The sequence below is a fragment of the Dehalococcoidia bacterium genome (assembly GCA_022449765.1).
Lineage (GTDB): Bacteria > Chloroflexota > Dehalococcoidia > Lucifugimonadales > Australimonadaceae > UBA2963.
In genome coordinates, this window is record JAKUPZ010000001.1 from 154,333 (window position 1) to 175,627 (window position 21,295).

The 21,295-nt window shown below is 43.4% G+C and carries 28 protein-coding genes and 1 pseudogene; 12 read left to right on the forward strand and 17 right to left on the reverse strand.

All coding sequences use genetic code 11. The features are described from left to right. The 7 genes from MK127_00770 to MK127_00800 are packed head-to-tail and all read right to left on the reverse strand — an operon-like array spanning nt 1 to nt 2,504. On the reverse strand, nt 1-378 hold the full coding sequence (locus tag MK127_00770) for a cation:proton antiporter subunit C (protein MCH2531336.1): 378 nt from the start codon (nt 376-378) through the stop codon (nt 1-3). After that, nucleotides 371-835 carry a cation:proton antiporter gene (locus MK127_00775; protein ID MCH2531337.1) on the reverse strand — a complete coding sequence of 155 codons (465 nt, stop codon included), beginning with the start codon at nt 833-835 and terminating at the stop codon, nt 371-373. Before MK127_00775 ends, MK127_00770 begins: the two co-directional genes overlap by 8 nt. Beyond that, nucleotides 832-1,128 (reverse strand): hypothetical protein, encoded by a 297-nt coding sequence (locus MK127_00780; protein MCH2531338.1) that lies wholly within the window; start codon nt 1,126-1,128, stop codon nt 832-834. The genes MK127_00775 and MK127_00780 overlap by 4 nt, the downstream gene beginning before the upstream one ends. Then, nucleotides 1,125-1,370 (reverse strand): DUF4040 domain-containing protein, encoded by a 246-nt coding sequence (locus MK127_00785; protein MCH2531339.1) that lies wholly within the window; start codon nt 1,368-1,370, stop codon nt 1,125-1,127. The genes MK127_00780 and MK127_00785 overlap by 4 nt, the downstream gene beginning before the upstream one ends. Continuing rightward, nucleotides 1,367-1,678: a monovalent cation/H(+) antiporter subunit G gene (mnhG, locus tag MK127_00790; GenBank protein MCH2531340.1), complete on the reverse strand. Its 312-nt coding sequence runs from the start codon at nt 1,676-1,678 to the stop codon at nt 1,367-1,369. Before mnhG ends, MK127_00785 begins: the two co-directional genes overlap by 4 nt. 2 nt (nt 1,679-1,680) lie before the next feature. Further along, nucleotides 1,681-1,956 carry a monovalent cation/H+ antiporter complex subunit F gene (locus tag MK127_00795; protein ID MCH2531341.1) on the reverse strand — a complete coding sequence of 92 codons (276 nt, stop codon included), beginning with the start codon at nt 1,954-1,956 and terminating at the stop codon, nt 1,681-1,683. Further along, nucleotides 1,953-2,504, reverse strand: coding sequence for a Na+/H+ antiporter subunit E (locus MK127_00800; GenBank protein ID MCH2531342.1), 552 nt, complete (start codon nt 2,502-2,504; stop codon nt 1,953-1,955). Before MK127_00800 ends, MK127_00795 begins: the two co-directional genes overlap by 4 nt. Nucleotides 2,505-2,613: 109 nt before the next feature. On the opposite strand from MK127_00800, the gene MK127_00805 reads away from it, so the two are divergent. Beyond that, nucleotides 2,614-3,408 (forward strand): hypothetical protein, encoded by a 795-nt coding sequence (locus MK127_00805; protein MCH2531343.1) that lies wholly within the window; start codon nt 2,614-2,616, stop codon nt 3,406-3,408. 10 nt (nt 3,409-3,418) lie between these two features. Here the strand turns inward: MK127_00805 and MK127_00810 are convergent, their stop codons facing one another. The 10 genes from MK127_00810 to MK127_00855 all read right to left on the reverse strand — a co-directional run bounded on the left by MK127_00810 (nt 3,419) and on the right by MK127_00855 (nt 14,090). Further along, a complete protein-coding gene (locus tag MK127_00810) occupies nt 3,419-3,664 on the reverse strand; it encodes a hypothetical protein (GenBank protein ID MCH2531344.1) in 246 nt (81 codons plus the stop codon). A gap of 11 nt (nt 3,665-3,675) precedes the next feature. After that, entirely contained in the window at nt 3,676-6,510 is a 2,835-nt protein-coding gene (polA, locus tag MK127_00815; protein MCH2531345.1) for a DNA polymerase I, read from the reverse strand. Beyond that, entirely contained in the window at nt 6,511-6,849 is a 339-nt protein-coding gene (locus tag MK127_00820; protein MCH2531346.1) for a hypothetical protein, read from the reverse strand. A gap of 53 nt (nt 6,850-6,902) precedes the next feature. Continuing rightward, a complete protein-coding gene (locus tag MK127_00825; protein MCH2531347.1) occupies nt 6,903-7,973 on the reverse strand; it encodes a hypothetical protein in 1,071 nt (356 codons plus the stop codon). Between the two features lie 13 nt (nt 7,974-7,986). Continuing rightward, on the reverse strand, nt 7,987-9,735 hold the full coding sequence (acsA, locus tag MK127_00830) for an acetate--CoA ligase (protein MCH2531348.1): 1,749 nt from the start codon (nt 9,733-9,735) through the stop codon (nt 7,987-7,989). 28 nt (nt 9,736-9,763) lie between these two features. Beyond that, complete coding sequence (locus MK127_00835; protein MCH2531349.1) at nt 9,764-10,828, reverse strand: Ldh family oxidoreductase; 1,065 nt, start codon at nt 10,826-10,828, stop codon at nt 9,764-9,766. A gap of 50 nt (nt 10,829-10,878) precedes the next feature. Continuing rightward, the gene (locus MK127_00840) at nt 10,879-12,084 is read right to left on the reverse strand and encodes an MFS transporter (GenBank protein MCH2531350.1); all 1,206 of its coding nucleotides are present in this window, start codon (nt 12,082-12,084) and stop codon (nt 10,879-10,881) included. Nucleotides 12,085-12,156: 72 nt separating this feature from the next. Then, a complete protein-coding gene (gene hisA, locus MK127_00845; protein MCH2531351.1) occupies nt 12,157-12,891 on the reverse strand; it encodes a 1-(5-phosphoribosyl)-5-[(5-phosphoribosylamino)methylideneamino]imidazole-4-carboxamide isomerase in 735 nt (244 codons plus the stop codon). 1 nt (nt 12,892) lies between these two features. Further along, nucleotides 12,893-13,510: an imidazole glycerol phosphate synthase subunit HisH gene (hisH, locus tag MK127_00850; GenBank protein MCH2531352.1), complete on the reverse strand. Its 618-nt coding sequence runs from the start codon at nt 13,508-13,510 to the stop codon at nt 12,893-12,895. A gap of 1 nt (nt 13,511) precedes the next feature. Next, the gene (locus MK127_00855) at nt 13,512-14,090 is read right to left on the reverse strand and encodes a cob(I)yrinic acid a,c-diamide adenosyltransferase (protein MCH2531353.1); all 579 of its coding nucleotides are present in this window, start codon (nt 14,088-14,090) and stop codon (nt 13,512-13,514) included. Between the two features lie 175 nt (nt 14,091-14,265). Here MK127_00855 and rpsL point away from each other — a divergent pair, with 175 nt between their 5' ends. The 11 genes and pseudogenes from rpsL to rpsC all read left to right on the forward strand — a co-directional run. Beyond that, nucleotides 14,266-14,676 (forward strand): 30S ribosomal protein S12, encoded by a 411-nt coding sequence (rpsL, locus tag MK127_00860; GenBank protein MCH2531354.1) that lies wholly within the window; start codon nt 14,266-14,268, stop codon nt 14,674-14,676. A gap of 52 nt (nt 14,677-14,728) precedes the next feature. Then, nucleotides 14,729-15,238 (forward strand): 30S ribosomal protein S7, encoded by a 510-nt coding sequence (rpsG, locus tag MK127_00865; GenBank protein MCH2531355.1) that lies wholly within the window; start codon nt 14,729-14,731, stop codon nt 15,236-15,238. Between the two features lie 5 nt (nt 15,239-15,243). Further along, complete coding sequence (fusA, locus tag MK127_00870; protein ID MCH2531356.1) at nt 15,244-17,310, forward strand: elongation factor G; 2,067 nt, start codon at nt 15,244-15,246, stop codon at nt 17,308-17,310. A 20-nt stretch (nt 17,311-17,330) separates the two neighbouring features. Then, the gene (rpsJ, locus tag MK127_00875; GenBank protein MCH2531357.1) at nt 17,331-17,687 is read left to right on the forward strand and encodes a 30S ribosomal protein S10; all 357 of its coding nucleotides are present in this window, start codon (nt 17,331-17,333) and stop codon (nt 17,685-17,687) included. Between the two features lie 4 nt (nt 17,688-17,691). Then, nucleotides 17,692-18,312, forward strand: a pseudogene (gene rplC, locus MK127_00880) (50S ribosomal protein L3). A gap of 191 nt (nt 18,313-18,503) precedes the next feature. Then, a complete protein-coding gene (gene rplD / locus MK127_00885; protein ID MCH2531358.1) occupies nt 18,504-19,154 on the forward strand; it encodes a 50S ribosomal protein L4 in 651 nt (216 codons plus the stop codon). Next, nucleotides 19,154-19,441 carry a 50S ribosomal protein L23 gene (rplW, locus tag MK127_00890; GenBank protein MCH2531359.1) on the forward strand — a complete coding sequence of 96 codons (288 nt, stop codon included), beginning with the start codon at nt 19,154-19,156 and terminating at the stop codon, nt 19,439-19,441. Before rplD ends, rplW begins: the two co-directional genes overlap by 1 nt. Nucleotides 19,442-19,443: 2 nt before the next feature. Next, the gene (rplB, locus tag MK127_00895) at nt 19,444-20,280 is read left to right on the forward strand and encodes a 50S ribosomal protein L2 (GenBank protein MCH2531360.1); all 837 of its coding nucleotides are present in this window, start codon (nt 19,444-19,446) and stop codon (nt 20,278-20,280) included. Continuing rightward, nucleotides 20,281-20,568 (forward strand): 30S ribosomal protein S19, encoded by a 288-nt coding sequence (rpsS, locus tag MK127_00900; protein ID MCH2531361.1) that lies wholly within the window; start codon nt 20,281-20,283, stop codon nt 20,566-20,568. A gap of 1 nt (nt 20,569) precedes the next feature. Next, nucleotides 20,570-20,905 (forward strand): 50S ribosomal protein L22, encoded by a 336-nt coding sequence (rplV, locus tag MK127_00905; GenBank protein MCH2531362.1) that lies wholly within the window; start codon nt 20,570-20,572, stop codon nt 20,903-20,905. 3 nt (nt 20,906-20,908) lie between these two features. Next, on the forward strand, nt 20,909-21,295 hold a 387-nt coding region (rpsC, locus tag MK127_00910; protein ID MCH2531363.1), incomplete at its 3' end, for a 30S ribosomal protein S3.

The window sequence follows — 21,295 nt, forward strand, 5'->3', positions numbered from 1 at the left end:
TTACTTCCTAACCTCTTCAAGTAAAATAGATTCGTCCAAGGTTCCGAATTCGCGCTGAATTCGGACTAGAAAACTGAGAGCGACACCTGTGATTGCAACCCCAACTACAATTGCGGTCAGCATTAAAACGTGAGGTAATGGATTTACGAAGTCTTCAGGGTGCGGATGAGCCCCACTATGTAAGCCTTCAATTATTGGAACCGAACCCCCTTCTCGCATCGAACCTGATATAAAAAATAGTATTATTGCGGATTGGAATATATTCAGGCCTATTATTTTTTTCAGCAAGCTACGCTTACCTAGCATGCCATAGAGCCCAATAATGAGTAGCAACATTGTTGCCCAGTAGGGGAATCGTTCTGAAATCAACTCAATCATTCTTAGGATCCTTTGATAAAAGGTCAAAAATGATCACAAGTACGCTTGCAACTCCAAGGAATACTCCGAGTTCTATAATCCACATTCCCATAGCACGATTTGTTCGATTCTCTCCTGCAAATTCGTTAAACCATTGCAGAGGAATAGCTGCATAATCAAGATAATTGGCTCCAAAAAGCTGAGCAAGAATGCCTGTAACAACGTATATCCCTAATCCAGTGCTTGCCACAACAATTAAAAGCGGCATAGGGAGACTCTTTAATCCTTTAGTCTGGGTATTACCCCCTATAAGACGAACGAGTATGATTGCCGACGCAAATATGGCTCCTGCTTGAAAGCCTCCACCTGGGCTAGATTCGCCATGTATTAATACATAGACGGCGAAAACAATCATCAGTGGAACTAAAAAGTTTTTAGCAATAAATCTGAGTATTGTGCTTTCGTAAGGTTGATTCATTTTTTACGAGGATCCTTCTTTTTTCTTCCATGACTGCCTAGTACCAGTAGAACAGCAAGCCCAGCCGTAAAAATAACAAAGGTTTCTCCTAAAGTGTCATACCCTCTGAAGTCGGCCAAAATTGCAGAAACAATATTGGGGACATGGATTTCTGTTTCTGTGAGTTTCGTGAATTCAGGTGAAAGATGCACATTAGCAGGAGATTGAGGATTTGCTCTAGATGGCAAATCAGAGGTCGCCCACAGCAGCAAAATGAGAACAAAAGTTAAAAATGTAAATGTTAGCCACTTCAATCGACTGACCTCCGTCGCAACACACTTATTGCTGCGGTAAGTAGTACTCCAGTCACTCCTGCGCCTAAGGCAGCTTCAGTTAGAGCAACGTCTACAGCTCCCATAAGAGCTAATAATGATGCAGCGAGAAAGCTATAAACAGAGAGTGAAGCCACTGCAGCAATCATGTCTTTAACTTGCAATGCAACTATGGCTGAGGTAATTAATAGCCCAAACAAAAGTAATTCAATCCACCAAATCATTTTCTTTCCTTTCCGGTTTCTTGAATCCAAGGCTTTAACCCGGAACGAGTTGCTGCTCGTATCAATAAATGTGCAGCGAGTGGGTTTGCGATAGTAATAAAAATTATTATCAGCAGGAGCTTTAACCTGAGTAATATGCTTGCATCTAGAAATAGTAAGCCGACGATAATTAGGGTGATGCCCAATGTTTCAGTTTTCGAAACGGCATGAACCCTAGTGTAAAAATCGGGTAGCCGAAGTAAGCCTATTCCAGTTATGGCGAGGAAGATTAGACCAAGAAAAATTAGTATGCTGCTTACAAGTTCCAAAGTTAATCTTCCTTATGGGTTTCTAGGTACTTCCCTATAGCTACGGTTCCTATGAAGTTAAGTAGTGCGTAAGTAAGCGCTAAATCAACAAACATATCAGGCCGGTTGAATACGTAGCCAGTTAGAATCAAAATCAGAACAGTATTTGTTCCCACCGCCCCGCTAGCTAATAGGCGATCAAAAGTGGTAGTGCCTCTAATGAGTCGAACAAAAAGCAAAAAGCTAATGAAAATGACTGCTGCAAGAACAGCTATCACCAATGTGTCGAGTTCCATCATGCTTGCCCTACTTCAGCGGTAATATCGATTAATTGAATTTCATGTACTTTGGGGTGCCCAAAAATTTTTGCGATTTTATTGTGTATGTCTGCACTTACTAATCCATTCCGTGTAGTAGAGGAAAGGCAATGAACTGTGAAGATACCATCAGAGGTATCGATAGTTACTGTTCCAGGGGTTAAAGTAATAGATTGTGCTAAGAGGACTTGGGTTGCTTCAGATTCTAAGGATGCCTCAAATTGAACTATCGTAGGCTGGACGGGCAAACTTGGATGAAGAATTAATTTTGCTACATGTAAGTTCGAAAGTAGTATTTGCCAGAGTAGCCAAGGTAAATAGATCAGGATAAATTTTATGGTCCCCATGGTTAACCCAACTAAGGAAGGGAAAGATCTACTTTTGCTTGCGATAAGCCAGTTTGCCATAAATATTGCTAAAGTAGCGGTTAACAATCCCGAAGCAATGAATTCTGGCTCGGTGTGTCCTGACAAGATGAACCAAACGCCAAAGAATATTGTTACTTGTATGAATAAAGTCAGTATTTGCATAGCATGTGGGAGATTCTACCTTGCAGTCAGAAACGCTCCGATTGAAGGCTATGAAGTGGCGGCTTAGCTGTCAAGCGGAAATAGAACTATAATTGCAACGAGGTTCGATGTGAGTATTAATTTTGAAATTGGGAACTCCCAATCACCTAAGGGCCACGCCATACTTTATTTTGGGAGCTTGGCATCGGGGTTTTCTGCTACGTATGTAGTCCTGTTACCTATCAAGATGGACATGAGCAAATATCTGCCGCCTTTGATGGCTGCTCAACTAGGTTCTGAAGCAAATGATTTATTAATGGGGGGCACTGATGTTTTTGCGGTCCCTCCTGTACCCGAAGAGGTAACGTCTGAGGAATATTTGAAATACTTGGCTGAAATTAGAGGCGACGATTTAGTTTGGGGAGGTGAAATAAATCTCACACAAACACAGGTCGCGATGCAAAGCACATCAGAGGCAGTTCAAGAATATAATGCTTTATTTCAATCTTTTCTGGCTACACGATCTGAACCACTAGCTTCAAATAATTCTCTTGAAGGAGCTTTAAGTGAAGATAGTGTCCAAGGTGTACTCTATGAATTCATGAATGAAAGAGATCGATTAGCAGAGATGTCGAAACTTGTTGGGACAATGCGATTCGCGCTTGAATCGAACGATTTATCACTAATCAAAGACACGGACGCTTCATTGGGGATTCTGACAAATACCTTTGATGAATCATTTTGGGGCGGGCGTATCCGATTGGCAGCGCAAGATCCCTCAGAGTTAGCTTCTAAGCTTGTGCAGATGTACGTTGATCGGTGTTATTTTTTGCTTGATAACAACTTTGGAGGACTTGAAGAAATAGAAAAACAAATCTCGCTGTTGGGAGGGGATTTACCCCCAAACCAGGATATGCGCGCATAGACTGATAGCGTTAATAATTTTCCATGCGTGTAATTTCGCCAAGTCGGTGGAGTTCTTGAAAAAATTTCAAGGGACTATCAAAGTTAATTTGGATACCAGACATATCGTATATCCTGCTTTGTACGCCTGCCATGTACGTTTCAGCATCTGGAGATGTTGGACCAAAGATACTAGCGTTATTAATTACATTAACTAAATCAATCCAATTTTCTGCTGTGTATTCTTTACCGTCTACATAGCGAACATAAACAGTCATATGATCTCCTTCTAATCGTAACTCATTGAAGCCCAGTTCTCTCCAGATTTAATGTCTATTTTCAAAGGGACACTAATCTTTAGGGCATTTGGCATTATTTCCTTTAGTAAGTCACGCATAGTAGTTTCTTCGTTAGTGGGAATCTCAAAGACTAGCTCATCATGAACTTGTAGAATCATCTTCGAATTAAGAGAATTGCGGTTTAGTTCATTTTGGATTTTAACCATTGCTTCGTTGATTATGTCTGCTGAAGTTCCTTGAACAGGCATATTCACGGCAATTCTTTCACCTGCCTGTCGAACTGGGTAAATAGGTGATTTCAATTCAGGAACATATCGTCGTCGCCCTAACAAGGTTTCAACATATCCTTTTTCTTTTGCAATATTTATAGTGCTGTCTAAATAGTTTTTTACTTGAGAGTACGTTGAGAAATAAGACTCGATAAATTGAGCTCCCTCCTCTCGAGACAATTCTGTTTGCTGCGAAATCCCAAATGCGCTAAGGCCATAAGCCACGCCAAAATTCATTACTTTTGCTAATCGTCGCATATCTCTTGTTACTTCACTTATGGGGACGCCATATATCAAGGATGCAGTGGATGAGTGAATATCTTCATCATTTTCGAATGCCGCTAAAAGTGCGGGATCTTGAGAAAGATGAGCAAGTGCACGAAGGTCAATTTGTGAATAATCTGCACTGAGCAGAGTCCAATCAGAAGGAACTTGAGGGACAAAAGCTTCTCGCACCCTTAGTCCTAGTGCTGTTCGAATAGGTATGTTCTGCAGATTCGGCTCTGAGCTCGCCAGCCTGCCAGTAGCTGAACCTGCTTGGTTATAAGTGGTGTGAATTCGCTTGGTATGAGGATTGATGTAATCAGGGAGCGCATCTACGTAAGTGGACTTCAACTTACTTAATTCTCGATGACGCAATATGGGATCAATTACTGGGTGTACTGAACGCAAATTTTCCAATACGGCTGCGTCTGTAGAGTACCCGCTTTGGGTTCTTCTACCAGGAGGCAGTTTAATTTCATTGAATAATAAATCTGAAAGTTGCGATGGTGAATTTATGTTGAATTCATGGCCAACAGCATCAAATGCAGCTTTTTGAGCAAAGGCGATTTCGGTTGTAATTTCTGTATTTAATTCCTCGAGCTTTGCTTGATCAACAGTGATCCCATTTACTTGCATTTGGACAAGTACGCTGATTGCAGGGATCGTATATTTGTCGTTGTATTCATGTAGATTCTGCTTTTTTAGATCTTCTTTTAGTGCGTACTCTAATTTTCTTATATTGGTAACGTTAGCTGCCGAATAATTAGCTAAATTTTCGAGAGGAACTGAACTGTATGGGATTTGCTTTTTCCCCGTGCCAGTGAGTTCATTTAATTCAAGAACTTCAATGTTGAGGCGGTTGAAAATCAGGGGCTTAAGGTTGTAATTTTTTTGCCCGGCTAAATGCGCGGCTATTAGGGTATCGAATGAAACTTTTACTGTAGATGGATTAACTCCATTATTTGCTAGCAAGGTTAAAGTATGATTCAAATCATGACCTATTACTGGAAGGTTCTCCATGTGGGGTTGGATTCTAGTTAATACCTCATTTTTGGTTAGTTCTTGCTCAGCATTAAATAAGGGAATATAGAATGCTTCTGTTTTTTGGCTTAATGAGATGGCAATCCCCACCAAGTTTGCGCGCATTGGATCGGGATCATCACCGTGGGCTTCTAAGCAGATGGAGGATGACTTAGTTAGGTCGGCGATAAAATCAGAAAATTCATTAACACTAACTAGTATTTTTAAAGGAATATCAGGGGTTAATGGTGAGGCTACTTCCTCATGAATCCCAAGTGTTTGCCTTTGCTCAAAGGACTGTGGGATTTTTGAAACCATTCTACTGAATTCGAGTTCATGGAAGATACTTAATACCTTATCGCGGTGGAACAAGCCAAATCGTGAATCTTCGTAATTAAAGTCTGTTTGGGCATTCCGCTCTATTGTTACAAGATCTTTACTATCTCTTAATTGATCAGCGTTATCACGAATTAGCGTTTGAATTCGAGGGGGCGCAACTTTATCTAGGTTAGATAATAAATTTTCTACAGTTTTAAACTCAGAAATTAACTTTATTGCAGTTTTAATCCCTACCCCGGGAACTCCTGGGATATTATCTGATGTATCTCCAGTCAGAGCTTTTACGTCACGAATTTGGTCGGGTTCTAGCCCTCCGTACCTTTCGGATGCTCCTGCAACGTCATATATCTTCGTGTCTCCAAAACCTGTAGTAAGTGAAACTCTTACGTGAGGTGAGACTAATTGTAATAGATCGGTATCACCTGACAGTATTAGAGTATCTATTTGGTTTGAATCTGCCCAAGTTGCAATTGTGCCAATAACATCGTCAGCTTCGAAACCCGGTGTTTCTAGGATAGGAATATTAAATGCTGACATTATTTGCTTCACTCTATCAACATTTTGAATAAGCCCTTCGGGGGTAGGAGGCCGAGTGGCTTTGTAGTCTGGGTACTTTTCATGGCGGAAAGTAGGACCTGGAGGATCGAACGCAATCGCGACATGAGTCGGTTTATGCTCGTCTAGCATTTTGAAAAATGTGTTCGTAAATGAATAGGCACCGCGTATGTCTTCACCGGTAGCACGAACAGTCAAAGGTCGTGCTTTTTGCATTGCAAACCATGACCTAAATACCATTGCATGGCCATCCATTATTACTAGATAAGGCTTACCTTTAAGAGTCGGTGGTTCAATTATGCCTGATTGTAAATCTTTGGGCGGCTTATTTGCTGCATCCCTTGAAAATAAAGGTAAGCTGATTTCACGATCTACCATTTATGAACCTCTGTTTAGAGGCTTAAAAAAACTGTGAAGGAAATTTCGTTCATGAGCCCAACGATGGGTTCTTTTTACTGCTTCATCTGAAAGAGTAGGCTCACTAGTAGTAACTTTTATGGCCTTATACCCCTTAGCTGGCAGTAGTGGAGCTTGGTCTGAAACGTTAACCAAATAACCTTGTGACCTCAGCCAATCTCGTAGTTGCTCGAAGCCCTTCGCCTTTCTATTGGGGGTCACGTAGACATAGAAATCTTTAGAGCCTGCCACTTCATGGAAATGCTCATCAGCAATTTCTTTTCCTTTGCCTGATCCTTCTCTAAGTTTTGATCTATTCATGCCTTGTTTATATACCATGCGGATTTCCATTTGGGCGAAGTATAGAAATAATCTTAGTAACCCCGCTGCCAGTCAACCTCGTTGATTAATTCTTTACCAGAGATGAATCGACTAATATTTTCCTTGAGTATGCCTACTGAAAGATATTCACGCTCATCTACATGCCCAGAATTGTGAGGCGTCATTAGTATATTAGGAAGCGACATTAATTCGGGTTTAGGTAACTTTTCCCATTCATTGTCATAAACATCAAGGTACGCTCCAGAAAGCTTCCCTGATTTTAAGGCACCAATCAACGCATCCTCATCAATTAATTCACCTCTACCGACATTTAATATCACCGTACCATCTTTCATAGAACTGATTGTTTCGGCATTAATCATTCTTCGAGTGTCATCAGTTAGAACTGGAGATAGAGCCACGAAATCAGAATCTGCAAGCATTTCTTTAAGATCGCTAGGTGGAAATAATACGTCTACATTTTCAACGTCGTACAAACGTTCAGAGGTAGATCGCTTTGAGGCGTAAACCCTCATACCAAGTAATTTTGCCAAACGTGCTATTTCTTGGCCTATTCCGCCAAGGCCTATGATTGCGATAGTTTTGTTTGATATCAATTTGAGATTGTATGCTTTTGCATCAAATTCACCGAGTCTAGTTTGATTGGTAGCGATACCCAAATTTTTTGAAAAATAGAAGCATGCGCCAATGACCATTTCGGCTATCGGTAAGGTATCCACAAAACCTCTTGCAGAACCTACTTTTACATGTGATCCCCAAAGGTCTGAATATCTTAAATCAGAAATTCCAGCAAAAAGATATTGTGCGTACATTAAGTTCGGCATTCGATTAAGAAGATGTTTCGGATAGGGCAACGTGAATACAAGGATATGCGCATTTTCAAGCAATTCATTTAATTCAGACTGAGAAAGATTAGTTTCCCACGGACGTTCTTTCCAAAGGCCGGAAGTAGGAGGGTGCATACCTCCGGAGTCTACGAAGGCTTGACCCGGCACCGCATTTATTACTAGACGTTCAGGACTAATTTCTTTCAATTCTTCTATTGGAGCCCGGGTGGGATCCATAAATAAAAGGACGTTTAATTTTTCAGGAATGTTGAGCATATGTTTTTAGTTTTTAATCTTCCTCAAGCGTTGAAGTATCCCCTTCCGGAAGTCCCAATTCTCTAGCTTTTAATAACCGACGCATAATTTTCCCGCTTCGAGTTTTTGGCAAGCTATCAATTATTTCAATTTCACGTGGTGCAACTGCTGCAGCTAGTTTTTGTCTAGCGAATCCCATTAATTCTCGTTGAAGTTCAGTGCTTGGCTCATACCCCTCTTTCAGGGAAACAAAAGCTTTTACGACTTCCATAGCTATAGGATCTGGTTTTCCTATAACGCCTGCTTCAGCTACAGCAGGATGTTCGATTAGTGCTGATTCAACTTCAAATGGACCAACCAGATGCCCTGCCGTATTTATTACGTCGTCTGATCTGCCAATGAACCAGTAATAGCCGTCAGAATCTCTGTAAGCTTCATCTCCAGTCAAATACCATCCTGCTACGAATCTTGAATCGTACCTTTCTCTTTGCTCCCAGTAATCCTGGAACATTGAGGGCCATGGAGTTTTGACCGCTAGATTTCCCTCCTCACCATCTGATTTTTCATTTCCTTCAGCATCAATGATTCCAGGGAATATACCTGGTAGAGGTTTTCCCATTGAACCGGGCTTTATTTCCGCAGAGGCATAATTAGCAATCATTATTGCTCCAGTCTCTGTTTGCCACCAATTATCGTGAAATGGCATGCCTATTGCGTCAACGCCCCATTCGACTGCTTCTGGGTTTAATGGTTCTCCCACTGAAGCTGAAAATCTTAAATTTGATAAATCAAAAGACTGCGGTAATTCTTTACCAGATTTCATGAGCATGCGTATTGCGGTAGGAGCTGTATACCAAACAGAAACTTTGTAATCTTGTAAAATTTGATACCACTTGCGTGCATTGAATCCACCCTCGTAGATTACCTGAGTTACTCCATTGGTCCATGGCGCAGACATGCCATAGGACGTACCCGTAACCCAGCCTGGGTCTGCAGTACACCAGTAAATGTCATTTTCATGAAGATCAAGGCACCATTTTCCCGTAAGGTAATGTTGTATAACCGCATTGTGTCGATGAACCGCACCCTTAGGTTTCCCAGTTGTCCCTGATGTGTAATGCATTATGGAGTAGTCGTCTCGAGTAGTAGCGATCGGGCCGAACTCTTCTGACGCATCTGACATTAATTTATAGTAATCCAGATTATTTGGAGCAACTGGCTCGGACGATCTTCCGTTTTTATTTACTACTATTATGTGTTTTAAGTTAGGAAGACTTGGGAAAATACTTTCTATTTTCTTAAGTAACTCAGGTTGAGTTACAAGTACGCTTGCTCCGCTATTTTCCAATCTATCCTTTACTGGGTCAGGCCCGAATGCTGAGAATAATGGACCTATAACACCTCCCATTTTTAAGGTCCCAAAAACAGCAAAATAAATTTCTGGGATTCGTTCCATGAAAGTGAAGACACGTTCTCCTTTTTTTACTCCTAAATTAAGCAGTGAGTTGGCAAATTTATTAGTTTCTATTCGCATTTGATCGTAGCTGTAGGTCTCTTTTTCACCATTCTTACCTTCCCAGATCATCGCAAGCTTCTCACCATTACCTTTGGCAACATGACGATCAATGGCTTCGTATGCGAGATTTAACCCACCGTTAGGTAGCCAATCTAATTCTTTCTCGACATCTGACCAATCAAATGACTCGCGAGTATTTTGATAGTCGGATAAATTTGGATCGTCTTTAGCTGACGTTGGCTTCATTATTGTCTGGTGTTTTTGCATTTCGACTGCCTCCTAAAAACTCGTCGGCTTATACTAAACTCGGTTCGACGCTAAATCTTTTTCCTAAATGGATTAACTCTGAATATACTGCGCTGCTCATAGGGATACCATTTTTTAATCTCTCGCGTTTACGCTCAAATTCCAATTCTCCGCTAGCATAAATGCGAGAAGTTTTTGGGCTCGGCGCTGAAGCGTGAATCATTTGTACTAGGCTATCAACTCGAGTTTGGAATTCGCTTAGCGCGATGAAACGTTGGATATCAATAGCGATGTATGTCCCACTAGATACTAAAGGGTCCGCCCCAAAATTTTTTAAAGGAGGTGTATCTGTCCCGAAACTCCCACCAGATAAAACTCCACTGAGAATCTCTATAGCTGTAGCTAGACCGAATCCCTTGTAACCCCCAGCCCATTGTAGATAGCCGTTGGCTAATACTTCTGCAGCATCGCTCGTTGCTTCCCCGTTTTGATCTAACCCCCAGTCAAGGGGAATGGGTGTTCCTTTTTTTTCTGCTATTCGTAATTTCCCTGCTGCTACCATGGAAGTGGCCATGTCTAGAACAATTGGGTCTTCTTTTTCAGCTGGAAAAGCGAAGCTGATCGGATTTGTTGCAAGTAGCGGAGTGGTGCCGCCAAAAGCTGGGACAATTTGAGGACCGTTGTTCATTGCTATGCCAATAAAACCTTGATGAGCGGCAGTCATTGTGTAATAGCCGACGAGGCCTGTATGGGTCATATTGCGTGCAACGCTCATTCCTATGCCATTTTCTTTAGCTTGTTCAATAGCAGTTTGCATGCCTAATCGCGCTCCTAACATGCCAAACCCATTATCACCATCAATCAGAGTGCAGGCATTATTTCGGCTTAAGATACGAATGTCGGCAAGAGGATTTAGGTAGCCGTTGTCACGCATTTGGACATACCCAGCTAGTCTTGTAGCCCCATGAGAGTCTACTCCTCGAAGATCTGCCTCCACCAGAACTGCTGCAATAAATTCTGCATCGCCTTCAGGAGTTTCTAAGGACTTGACGATTTTAGAGATGAAATCCGTAAGCTTCCTTGAATTTATCTGTAAGATTTCTGGTTGTTCCATTTTAAAATTTACGCTCACTCATATTTGCAAGGTCCTCCAATGCGTGGTTCTCAGGAGTTTCTTCTCAGCGGCGCGAATAAAAATATAAGCATTCCAGGCGTTGCGATAGCACCTGCTAGCCAGAAAATTGATTTTAGAGAGTCAGTAATTTCTACAACGAAACCCATAATTACCACTCCGATAGCAGCGCCTAAAAGGCTACTCAGAAACATTAATCCCACAGTTGATCCTTGTAAGCCCTCAGGAGCAGCGTCCATAGCGGTAGCATTGATTACATCTTGACTAGACCATAGGAATAATCCAGCCAATGCAAGGCTTAAGGTTAAAGCAATACCATCGCCCGTCATACCTATCACTAGCATGCTAATGCCTATGACGCCCATCGCTGCAACTATAGGTATTCTTCGTCCTATTCGATCAGAAAAATATCCAAGTAAAGGGCCAAGCCCAACTCCTAGAAGCGTCAGAAGTGAAACATGAAAGCCTACGCCAAAACTATCCATTCCCAGATCTTGAGCGAGATAGACTGGCATAAAATTTAACAATCCAAAATGAGAGAAGGATCTTGTGAAATTAGCATAGGCTAGGCTTGTGTAAACCGGGTACTTTAAAAGCCCAACAGTATCGATCAATTTAGTTGAACGAGTAGGTACCTCGGGCTCCGGCGCTTTTGCACCAGCTAAAAGCCAGTAAATAATGCCAGTAATTAATATTGCAGGCATGAAACTGATAAGGGTGTAGAATCGCCAATCATCAGCGAGCCAGGTTACTAGAATAAAGCCTACTACCAATGGCCCAAGGGCTTCGCCTGCACCGGATCCAGACCCATGAAATGCAATGGCCATGCCTCTTCTGCGGGGGAATCTGGTGCTAAGCATCGATATTGCAGGTGGGTGCCAGAATGATGCAGCTACACCTCCCAGCGAAGCAAAAGCGACTATAGGCCATAGCCAAGGGGTTCTACCTGAAAGCATCATAAACAGTGCAGCGAAAAAGAAAGATGCAGGGAGCATTAAATGCCAATAATTACGGAGCCTGTCAGATGCATATCCGACAAAAAAATTAGGAAATCCTCCTGCAAATTGCCTTATAAGACCAATTACGGTAAGCCCTGCGGCAGTAATTTCGTATTCCTCTACGATTAATGGAAGGAATACTGCAAAGGCAGCAATGTACCAATGTTTCAATCCATGACCTATAGCAATTGTCGCAATATATGTCGCGCCTGATGTTCTGAAAGAGCTAGGTTGATTCATTGGGGTTTACGCCTGCAATTGTATTTTTATCGGAATTTACAGGCTAATCATACTCAGATGAACTAAGGGATGTCACTTACCAAGTAAGCCTATTGCTTCATTAAGATCCAGTGTCCCTTTGTATATTGCTGAGCCAATGATAGCTCCCTCGGCTCCAATATTTTGCAGGATATTCAGATGCTCAATATTAGCAATGCCACCTGAAGCTATGATGTGGTTATCCCCTTGCTTCGAAGCATGAGTGATTAATTGCTCCAAAGCTTGAAAATTAGGTTCACTTAAAGTGCCGTCGCGCGAGATGTCGGTATAGATGAAACGCTTTACTCCAGAAAAAATCATTTGATCAAGGAGTTCTTTTGATGAGATAGCACTTTTACGAGTCCATCCAGATATTGCAACTTTACCGTCTTTCGCATCAATTCCAACAACCACTTGTTCATTGCCATATTTTGTTAAAGCTTGAGCAATTAATTGAGGGTTTTCTATAGCGGCAGTTCCTAAAACTACTCGATCGACATTGTCGTAATTTAAAGCTTCATCAATTTCAGATAGTGTCCGCAGTCCTCCACCCAGTTCTATAGGGATATCTATGGTTAGAGCAATTTTTTTAATGGTGTCTTGCTGTTCAGCTGAACCATTTTTAGCGCCATCTAGATCTACTAAATGTAATCTGGAGGCGCCTGCAGTCTCGAAGGATTTTGCAATTGGTATTGGGTCATCACTAAAAGTAGTTTGCTTTTCGTAATTGCCTTGAAAAAGCCTCACGACAGCACCAAAACGAAGGTCGATTGCAGGTATAATTTCCAAACTATTTCTGACGCACCATGCTTTCTGCAAAATTTTCGTAAAGCTTTAAGCCGATTGTCCCGCTTTTCTCAGGGTGAAATTGCGTGGCAATGACATTTTCATGCGCCAAAACACTACAGAATTCCACGCCATATCGAGTTGTACCCTTTAGCCATTTTTTGTCGGTCACTTCGGCGTAATAGGAATGTACGAAATAAAATTGATTGCTTGTATCCACATTTTTAAATATAGGATGGGCCCCTATTAGCTCAACGGAGTTCCATCCCATATGAGGGACTTTCCCAACTTGATTAAACCGCTTCACTGATCCAGGCACAACGCCTAAGCCCGCGCAGTTACCTTCTTCCGAATGATCTAGCAAAAATTGCAAACCTAGGCAGACGCCTAGAAAAGGATTCCCTGATTTAATCCAATCCAAAATAGGATAGATCAATTTGCGCTCTTCAAGGCCTTGAAGAGCACTAGGCAATGACCCTTGGCCAGGGAAAACCAAGGCTGCCGATTTTTCAATCCCTGATTTATCCGACGCTATAAAAGCTTGTTGGCCAATTTTCTCAAAGGCCTTCTGGACGCTCCTTAGGTTGCCTGCACCGTAATCAATAATGGCTATTTCACGCAAATTAATCGTTCTCTCCAGTGAGTATTTCGAATGGTAGATTCCTGTCTTCGTACCTTGCCATCATAAAGATCAAGTCTGAAACTCTATTCAAATATTTTAGAAGTTCTTGATTTTCGATCATATTTTGATTATTCATTTCTACCACACGCCTTTCGGCTCTACGTATAGTAGACCTAGCTAAGTCGAATGCTGCTGACGCAGCAGAAGCCCCTGGGATGATAAAGCTGCGTGGCAAAGTTATCTGACGTTCCAGAGAGTCTATGTCATCCTCAATGGACGAAGTCATCTTTTCTGTAATTACGCTAAAGTGCTTCAGAAAAGTGTCATATTCACTACGTAGGGTTGCGAGTTCTGCCCCAACGGTAAAGAGCTCTTTTTGTATTCGTTTAGTGATGTTTTTAAGTAGTGCCTCATTTGAAAGAGCCCGTGCTAATCCTAAGCACGAGACCGCTTCATCAGTGGTTCCATAAGCTTCGGTTTGTAAGTCGCTTTTGGAGATTCGCCCTCCGTACAAAAGGCCTGTTTTGCCTTCATCACCCTGCTTTGTATATATTTTGAACGAATTGTCTTCGCGTTTCATCTAATCCTGCTCATGTTTAAGGTTTTATACCCTAATCATACGATAGGTCCTAAAGGACATTAATGCCATAGAAACAGCTGTAAATTAAATTGACAATAACCTCTAATAACTATAGAATTTAAAAGTTCGCGTTCTGTTGGGCGCGTATTTTTTGTATGAGGCGTAAGCAAAAACAATGCCAACCGTAAATCAATTAGTCCGGCATGGACGTAAGAGAGTTACTAAGAAAACAAAGGCTCCTGCTTTGCGTTTTGTTCGTAACACCCTACGTAACCGTATTTACAGAGGCAGCGGAAGCCCTCAGAAATTGGGGGTTTGCGTTCAGGTTCGTACGGTCACGCCGAAGAAGCCGAACTCAGCTTTGCGGAAAGTTGCTCGTGTTCGCATGACTAATGGGATGGAAGTGACTGCATATATACCCGGAGAAGGGCACACATTGCAGGAGCACTCAGTAGTATTGATTAGAGGTGGGCGTGTTAAAGACCTTCCTGGCGTGCGTTACCACATTATCAGAGGCGCTTTGGACGCAACTGGAGTCAATGGAAGGAAACGGGGGCGGAGTAAATATGGAACTAAGCGTTCCTAGCTAGCTTGACTCCCGCTTACGGGAATGATTTTTGGCTCTGTGCATCTAAAGCATGGAGCTTTGTATTTGTAAGGATGAAGGGGAGAACGTAGTGTCACGTAGACGTAGAGCAGAGAGGCGGGTGCCCTTGGCTGACCCGCGCCACAGTAGTGTTCAGCTTTCGAGCTTTATCAACCGTGTGATGTTGAATGGCAAAAAAACAGTTGCGCAGCGTGCTGTATACCAGGCGCTAGATCAGGTTGCATCTGAAACCAATCGCGATGCCATGGAAGTTTTTGAGACTGCTCTTCGAAATGTTACACCTACAGTAGAAGTGAAACCACGTCGTGTCGGCGGTGCAACCTATCAAGTACCTGTGGAAGTTCCGGAGCGCCGACGCAGCGCGTTAGCTATGCGTTGGTTGATTAGATCTGCAAGAGCTAGGGGTGGGCAGCCTATGCGCTCCCGATTAGCAGCGGAGATTATTGATGCGTCTCGTGGCCAAGGTGCTGCAGCGCGACGTCGTGAGGAGATGCATCGCATGGCGGAAGCTAACCGAGCTTTTGTCCACTATCGGTGGTAATTGAAATGGCAGACGTAAGCAAAGTACGTAATATTGGATTTATTGCACACATTGATGCGGGTAAGACTACCGTAACTGAGCGTGTGCTTTTTTTCACTGGCCGGACTTACAAAATTGGAGAAGTTCATGACGGCACTGCAGTCATGGATTGGATGGCCCAAGAGCGCGAACGGGGAATAACTATTACCTCGGCAGCTACCCGTGCTGAATGGAAGGGATACCAGATTAATATTATTGATACTCCAGGGCACGTTGATTTTACTGCTGAAGTAGAACGAAGCCTTCGAGTGCTTGATGGTGGAGTGGTAGTTTTTGATGCTGTCGCAGGAGTTCAGCCACAGTCAGAAACGGTTTGGCGTCAGGCGGATCGTTATAAAGTACCTCGTATTTCATTTGTTAATAAAATGGATCGGATGGGCGCAGATTTCGAGAAGACAATGGATTCTATACGCCAAAGATTAAGCGCTATTCCTATTCCAGTACAGTATCCAATTGGTGCAGAGGATCAATTTGAAGGCGTTGTTGACCTGGTTAATGAGACCGCTTGGTTTTTTGATAAATCTGGTGCTCCTGGTGAACTCAATGAAGGTGAAATACCTTCAAATCTTTTAGGGAAAATCGCTGAAGTTCGGGCACAAATGATAGAACTTGTTGCTGAGAATGATGAAGCAGTTATGGATCAGTTTTTGACAGGAGAGACACCGTCGCCTGAGGAACTGAAAGCTGCTCTTAGGCGAATAGCCATTTCTAACCTTGCTGTTCCAGTAGTATGCGGATCTGCTTTGCAGAGCCTTGGTGTCCAGCTAGTCCTTGATGCTGTTTTAGATTATTTACCCTCGCCTTTAGATGTCCCCGCTATTATTGGAACGCTCCCCGATAGCGAAGAGGAAATTGAACGAAAAGTTGACGAAAGTGAGCCGTTTTCAGCATTGGCATTTAAGATAGTCACTGATCCATATGCGGGTCGTTTGGTCTATTTCCGAGTTTACTCAGGCTCAATGAAAGCAGGCTCCAGTGTTTATAACGCCACCAAGGGCGTTAAAGAACGTATGGGCCGCATCCTCTTTATGCACGCGAATCACCGCGAAGATTCTGATAGCATTTCGGTTGGAGAAATCGGCGCAGCGGTTGGACTGAAGAACACATTTACCGGTGAAACGATATGTGATGAGAAACAGCCTATTGTCTTGGAAACTATTCGATTTGCAGAACCTGTAATATCGGTTGCTATAGAGCCAGCAACGAGAGCAGAACAGGATAAACTTACTGATTCGCTGCTTAAACTGGCCGAAGAAGACCCTACATTCAGAGTTAAATATGATCAAGAAACTGGTCAAACAATTATGTCTGGCATGGGGGAATTACATCTAGAGATATTGGTAGATCGTTTACGTCGTGAATTTAATGTAGAGGCTGCCGTTGGAAGGCCTCAGGTTGCCTACCGAGAGGCGATCACTAAGCCAGCTAGTGCGCAAGGTAAATTTATTCGACAGACCGGTGGTCGTGGACAGTTTGGTGATTGTACTTTAGAGATAACACCTAGAGAGCCTGGGACCGGGTTTAAGTTCAATAATAAGATTGTGGGTGGGGCAATTCCCAGAGAATATATCCCTGCAGTGGGTAAAGGAGCGGAAGAGGCTCTGAGTACTGGAGTAGTTGCTGGGTATCCTGTCATGGACGTCGAAGTATCCGTAGTAGATGGTTCTTTCCACCCGGTTGATTCTTCAGAAATGGCTTTTAAAATTGCGGGCTCGATGGCTTTGAAAGAAGCACTCAGGAAGGCTGGGAGCATATTGCTTGAGCCTGTAATGGCTGTGCAGATAGTTACTCCAGGTGACTACTTAGGTGAGATTCTGGGTGATTTAAATGGTCGTCGTGGTCGGATTAAATCGATGGAAGCCCAAGGTGATATTCAGGCGGTTGATGCTGATGCACCTCTTGTAGAAATGTTTGGATATGCTACTGACCTAAGATCTGCAAGCCAAGGTCGAGCAAGCTATTCTATGGAATTTGGAAGATATGAAAAAGCACCAGAGTCAGCAGTGCAAGCAATTGTCGCTCGTGGAGCTTAAGAACGAATAGGGAGAAAGCAGTGGTTGAGCAATCAGCGAAAGCAAAAACTTCAAATGCGCAAAATCTAGTACCGAGTCAAAAGGTTCGTATTATTCTTCGTGCTTTTGATCATAAACTGTTGGATCAATCATCCGTACAGATAGTCGAAGCTGCTGAACGTACAGGGGCTGCAGTTGCTGGCCCCGTTCCTATGCCAACCAGAATCAAGCGATTTTGCGTTATTCGCTCGCCTCACGTTGACAAAGATTCACGTGAGCATTTTGAGCTCCGTACGCATAAACGTCTCGTAGATATACTTGAGCCTAATTCCAAAACAGTTGATGCATTAACTCGCTTGCAGATGCCTGCAGGCGTTGATATTTCGATAAAGTTGTAGGGTTATGATTGAAGGATTACTAGGTAAAAAAATAGGAATGACACATCTTTTCGCTTCTGAAGCGAAGGTTGTCCCTGTGACTGTGCTCGAAGTTGGTCCTTGCGTTGTTACGCAGGTCAGGACTCAGGCACGTGATGGCTATGAAGCAGTCCAGTTGGGTTACGGGAACGCAAAGCTTTTAAACAAACCTGCTTTAGGGCACTTATCTAAGGCTGAATCTCGTTCACGTCATTTAAGAGAATTCAAAGCGGATGATACTTCAGGTCTTGAAGTAGGACAGGAATTTACAGTTTCGCAATTCCAGCCTGGAGACCTTGTTGATGTTGTTTCGACCACAAAAGGCCGTGGCTTTCAAGGCGGTATGCGCCGTTGGGGATTCAAAGGTGGTAAGGCGACGCATGGACAGGGCGACCGAGGTAGGGCAGTGGGTTCCATTGGTGCCGGTACTGATCCAGGTAGAGTTTTAAAAGGCAAGAAAATGCCCGGGCACATGGGCGATAAACGAAAGACAATAAAAAGGCTCAGAGTTGAATTGGTAGATACAGATCGTAACTTACTGATGGTAAGAGGGCCTGTCCCGGGTTCCAGAAATACCATGGTTATGGTGCGTTACGCTCATGGAGCGCCGATAGCTGACCGTGTTCTAGCAGAAGAAATTGTACAAAATGACGAGCCCGTTGAAATCCTAGAGGCAGTAGAAGAAGAAACGCCTGAAGCTGCAGTTGCGGAAGAGTCTGCTGCGACAGAGGCAGTAGAAGAAGAAACGCCTGAAGCTGCAGTTGCTGATGAACCTAGTGAAGAAAAGGAGGCCAACTGATGCTATTGCCACAGTATGACCTCACTGGTAATAAGACAGGTCAGCTAGAAGTTAGTGACACTGTTTTTGGGGTATCGGAAAATCCTGAATTATTACATCAAGCTATGGTGTTTTATGCCGCGAACCAGCGACAAGGGACAAGTAATACCCTGACACGCGGAGCGGTTCATGGCACAACCCGTAAGCCGTTTGCGCAAAAAGGTACCGGTCGGGCACGACAAGGTTCTTGGAGGTCTCCTCATCACCGAGGTGGAGGCGTGGCCTTTGGACCATCTCCTCGCTCGTATCGTAAGAGAATGCCTAAGCAGATGCGCCGCCAAGCTATTCGAGTTGCGCTTTCAGGGAAAGTATCAAGTGAAAGACTTTTTGTGATTGAAGGGCTCGATACTATTGAACAAAAAACAAAAGCTATGTCTGATGCACTGACTGGACTAGGAGTTTCAGGTTCAGTGCTAGTAGTAACTGGGCAATCTTCTAATGCGAATCGAACCGTGCGCAACCTGCCTCGTGTGAAGGCTGTTTCAGCGGAGCTTGTAAACGTTCTTGATTTATTGAGATTCCAGTCCGTACTAGTAAGTCCGGAGGCGGTTAAGGCAGTTGATACTCTGTGGTCAGACTTAAGACGTGTTCGTAAGGAGGCTGCTGCCTGATGCATGTTTTCCAAGTTTTAAAGAGGCCTATAATTACTGAGAAATCCACAGTCTTACAAGAACAGAACAAATATGTTTTTGAGATTATGCCTCGTGCAAATAAAACGCAGGTTCGTGAAGCTGTGGAGCGGGCGTTTGAAGTGAGCGTAACAAATGTGAATATTGTTATGAATGCCGGTGAGAATCGCCGTCTTCGTAATGGCCGATGGTTGAGAACGTCAGCAACAAAAAAAGCTATTGTCACTGTCGCTCCTGGGCAGACAATCCAATTGTTTGAGGGAGCGTAGAGATGCCTTTAAAACGCTTAAAACCAACTAGTCCGGGCGTTAGAGCTGCTGTTCGTCCTGATTTTGCTGAAATTACACGGCGATCACCTCATAAGCCTCTTACCAAGGGAATTAGTAAATCCGGCGGTAGAAACGTAAGAGGGAAAATGACTGTTCGCCATCGAGGTGGCGGTGCGAAAAGGACTTGGCGGGATATAGATTTCAAACGCGATAAGATCGGAATACCTTGCCGAGTTGAATCTATTGAATATGATCCTAACCGCTCTGCAAGGATTGCGCTCTTACTGTATGCAGACGGCGCAAGGCGCTACATTTTGGCTCCAAATGGAGTAAAAGTGAACGATGCACTGATGTCGGGGCCTGATGCAGATGTACGCCCAGGAAATTCAATGAAGCTGGTTGACATGCCTCTGGGCACAACTGTGCACAATATAGAATTTCAGCCGGGTAAAGGTGGTCAAATTTGTCGAGGAGCTGGAACTTCAGCCGCTTACCAGGCTTTAAGCGATGATAAGCGATTTGCTACGCTTCGGCTTCCTTCAGGGCAAACACGTCGAGTACCTAGCGCAGCTTCAGCAACTATAGGGCAAGTGGGATTTCCCGAGCATAAGAATACTAAATTAGGTAAAGCTGGCCGTGCGCGACATTTAGGTAGGAGACCTCAAGTAAGAGGTTCGGCTATGAATCCTAACGATCATCCTCATGGTGGTGGTGAAGGACGCGCTGGTGTGGGAATGAAGCATCCTAAGACACCTTGGGGTAAACCGGCATTAGGTCCCAAAACACGTCGTCGTTTTCATACGGATGTATTTGTTGTTCGTGATAGGAGGAAGCGCTAGATGTCCCGCTCTATTAAAAAAGGTCCTTATGTGCATCCTAAATTGGCGAAGAAAGTAACTCGCGCTCAGGGGTCGGATGCCAAAATTGTTATAAAAACTTGGTCGCGGGCATCTACAATAATGCCTCAGATGTTAGGAATGACTATTGCCGTCCATGACGGTAGGCGTCATATTCCAGTATTCATAACGGAGAACATGGTGGGTCATAAGCTAGGAGAATTTGCTCCTACACGGACTTTTCGAGGCCATATTTCTAAATCTGAAAGACAATCTTCGGTGAGGCGTTAATATGTCAGTTCGTGCTATAGCTAAGCAAGTTGGAGTTTCGCCAAAGAAGGTACGCCCTTTGTTGCGTGCTATCCAAGGGCGACCCGTCCCAACTGTGCTTGATGAGTTAAAATTCCAGCCCGGTTCAACAGCTGAAGAGGTTTCATCACTTCTTAAATCAGCTTCTGCAAATGCAGAAAATAATGATGGTTTAGATCCAACTCGGCTGATTGTTGTTTCTGCTTTTGCTAACCAGGCGGTTAAGATGAGGCGATTTAGAGCCCGTTCAAGGGGTCGTGTTGGTCGTGTAGAGCGGCAAGCAAGCCACATAACTATTGTTGTGGATGAGAAGGGGTAAGAATTGGGACATAAAACGCATCCGGTTGGGTTTAGACTCGGGGTAATAAAAGATTGGCAATCGCGTTGGTTTGCAGGCAATCGGAAAGATTATTCAGCGAATGTGATTGAAGATTGGCGTATTCGTGATGTGATTAAAACACGATATGCCGAGGCAGGTATATCTAAAATCGAGATTGAGCGTAGTGCGCAGGACGTTACAGTTAATGTCCATACTGCACGTCCTGGTATCGTTATCGGCAGAGGTGGTCAACGCGTAGACGAATTGCGCAAAGCTGTTGAAGGTGCATCTGGTGTCAATAGGGTTCGTTTGAATGTCTTAGAAATCAGACAACCCGAACTTGATGCACTGCTAGTTGCGCGTAACGTCGCAGAGCAACTTGAACGTCGG